The 1,990-nt window shown below is 43.3% G+C and carries 3 protein-coding genes; all 3 read left to right on the top strand.

Translation table 11 applies throughout. From position 1 onward, the window contains the following. Positions 1–143 precede the first annotated feature (143 nt). The 3 genes from AAEU32_RS15790 to AAEU32_RS15780 all read left to right on the top strand — a co-directional run bounded on the left by AAEU32_RS15790 (position 144) and on the right by AAEU32_RS15780 (position 1,860). Positions 144–380 (top strand): hypothetical protein, encoded by a 237-nt coding sequence (locus AAEU32_RS15790; protein WP_421971490.1) that lies wholly within the window; start codon positions 144–146, stop codon positions 378–380. A 123-nt stretch (positions 381–503) separates the two neighbouring features. Further along, the gene (locus AAEU32_RS15785; protein ID WP_347393921.1) at positions 504–1,508 is read left to right on the top strand and encodes an AbiTii domain-containing protein; all 1,005 of its coding nucleotides are present in this window, start codon (positions 504–506) and stop codon (positions 1,506–1,508) included. 70 nt (positions 1,509–1,578) lie between these two features. After that, entirely contained in the window at positions 1,579–1,860 is a 282-nt protein-coding gene (locus AAEU32_RS15780; RefSeq protein ID WP_421971489.1) for an Imm27 family immunity protein, read from the top strand. Positions 1,861–1,990: the final 130 nt, after the last annotated feature.

Below are 1,990 nucleotides of genomic sequence, written 5' to 3'. Positions count from 1 at the left end.
CACAGTGTAGATTTTACTAGTTTGCACATAACAAACTGTTTAAAGTGGACAAAATTGCGTTGGCTTGGTTTTGCTCCGCTTCACATTTTAGCCAACACAATTTTGCCCATTAACAGGGCGTTAGCTGCCCAGGGAGTTTGAGATTGAAATCATACATTGCTAAAAAGTCGCCAGACGCCCTCTTAAGAGACTATCCGATACAAGGCAAAGTTGACGGTTGGTTTTTCCGATGCCGTGAAGAAAGCCCATGCCAGTTTGTGGCAGTAGGCGAGGATTTATGGGGACGTAAGGTTTGTTCTGACAACATTGATTACGATGCAGCATTAACTGATTGTATAAACCAAGCAAATGAAATACTCAATCGTGAACAGGGCAGCTAACAAGCGCCTGATGTTGCTCGTAAACTCGCTGGGACAAATTTTCGCGGGCTTTTCGCTTCGCTCAGGTTTAGCCCACTCAATTTGCCCCATAGGCGGGCGTTAGCCATTCAATGAGGGTTTTGCGTGAGTAAAAGGATTGATGAAGCTAGGAAAATCAGTGAAGAACTGCTGAATGCCCTTGAAAACTCTGAGTCTAAAATCGACGCCATTCTAATGAAGGCCAAGAGGCTCGCTCGCTTAATGCGGGATTCCGATGCACAAATTTGGTTAGATTTAGAGACGAAAGGATACCCAGAAGAGTTTTCATTTTCAGAGATCGGAGATTGTTTAAAGTATGCATCGTCAGGAGGGCGGGTTGATCTTAAAACATCAAAGTATTACCCCCAGAGCTTGCCGACTATCGAAGCAAACGCAGAATCAGATGAGGCCCTCTTGAATTCTCTCAGAGCTGCGAGGCCATCAACTACTAAAGTAAAAGATTTCGTGGAGAAAAATGCCACCGAGTCTCTAATGGCAACCCAACTAAAGCTGCAACAACAGCAAAAGAAAAATTATGCCGGTAGTAAATCTCTTTACTCCTCGATGAAAGCCGCAATACATAATTATGCTACTGATACTTATCTTGCAGTTGAACTGGGAGACGTTGCGGAAGAAATATTCGAAGGTGCGAGAAATCTCGTAGACTCATTCATCCGTTCTCACTGCCCAAAAGCCGCAGAAAAAGTAATAGCAATAAATGAGCGTATGAGTGATCGAAACCCTGAGTCACTTTCTGCTGCTTTAACATCTTGTCGGAGGTTGTTGATGGATGTGGCAGATTCTATCTTTCCTGCTCAAGAAGAGGACTGGAAAGATCGTAAAGGTCGCTCCCGTAAAGTTGGTGTAGAGCAATATAAAAACCGCATCTTGGCATTTCTTTCCGATTTAAGTGAGAGCGAGGGAAGTTACGCACTTTTGGAATCTGAGCTAGAACACTTGGCAGCAAGACTGGATATTATTTACGAAAAATCCTGCAAGGGCGTGCATGTAGATGTAACCCTCGATGAGGCTAAGCTTTCAGTAATTCATACCTATTTGTTCTTGGGAGAGGTCGCTAGTTATGCGGATCGATCTGGCAAAAATGGCTAACAAGGCACTGCTGGGGACAAACCTACGCTCCGCTCCGGTTTGCCCCAGAGTGCGGCGTTAGGTGTACTAAATGGATTTACTGCTGCCATCCGAATCTGAATTAGCTGGTCGTTGGGTGGAATCTAATGCAAAAGTTATAGCTGATTCTGTATGTGAGCGTATAGATTGGCTTGTGAATAATCATTTGCAACAAATTGGTACATCTAAATGTGGTTGGGCGCTATTTTTTACCGATCCAACAGATGGTCGTTTTTGGCTTTTAACTTATCCTCAAAGTCACATGCATGGTGGTGGACCGCCAGTTTTAAAGGTTGTGACAACAGAGGACCTTAAAAATATAGTAAAGGTGTAAACGTACACCTAACACATATGAACCTTCTTCCGTCAAATAAACAATAGAATCTTTTTTAGCTGCCGATAGGCAGCTAACTGTTTTTCAATCAGCAAAATAATCTACTTCGCTCTGTCATTGTGGCCGTTAA

The organism is Pseudoalteromonas maris (assembly GCF_049257235.1).
Lineage (GTDB): Bacteria > Pseudomonadota > Gammaproteobacteria > Enterobacterales > Alteromonadaceae > Pseudoalteromonas.
The sequence above is the reverse complement of the archived record's forward strand: the minus strand, read 5'-3'. Positions and strand labels throughout refer to the sequence as shown.